Here is a 683-nt window from a genome sequence, read left to right as displayed (position 1 = left end):
TTGCTCGTCAGTTTAGCACTGGTGAAAAATCCATCAGCATGACGAGTGATGGAACAGAGGGTTATGCACCCATTGAACAGTACAGAAGAAAGGGGAGTGGTGCTTATACTGATGTTTATGGTTTAGCCGCAACGTTGTATTTTTTGCTGAGTGCTGATGCGCTCAAAGCTGCTGACGAAGAAATTGTTTCAGCTGTTCGTCGCAAGTATGATGATGAACAATTACCACCGCCAAAGCAATTTAATTCCCAGATTAGTGACAGAGTCAATGAGGCGATTCTCCTCGGGATGGCGTTGGAACCACAAGATAGAGTGCAGACAGTGCGGGAGTGGTTAGAATTAGTGTTACCTAAAAAGATCAATCCTCCAATCCCTCAACCATCAATCCCCTATCCACAACCGAAAATCCAAAATCAACCATCACAAAATATTGCAACTCCACCAAAATCAGATGATGAGATTAAGTTAATCACAGCGAAGATGAACTACACCCAACTGCGCGACTTACTCGCAGCAGGAAATTGGAAACAAGCAGATGAAGAAACAGCGCGAGTCATGCTGGCGGTAGCTGGGAGAGAAAAGCAAGGTTGGCTTGATGTTAAACATATTGACAATTTTCCCTGTCTTGATCTCCGCACGATTGACCAACTTTGGGTAAAATACAGCAATGGGCGCTTTGGTTTC

General features: G+C 44.2%; 1 protein-coding gene. It reads left to right on the top strand.

Going from position 1 to position 683, the window contains the following annotated elements; all coding sequences use genetic code 11:
* On the top strand, positions 1 to 683 hold a 683-nt coding region (locus tag AC5590_RS06975), incomplete at both ends, for a GUN4 domain-containing protein (protein WP_211178825.1).

Source organism: Brasilonema octagenarum UFV-OR1 (assembly GCF_963888615.1).
Classification (GTDB): Bacteria; Cyanobacteriota; Cyanobacteriia; order Cyanobacteriales; family Nostocaceae; genus Brasilonema; species Brasilonema sennae.
Note: the sequence above shows the minus strand (reverse complement) of the source record. Positions and strands in the feature narration are given on the sequence as shown.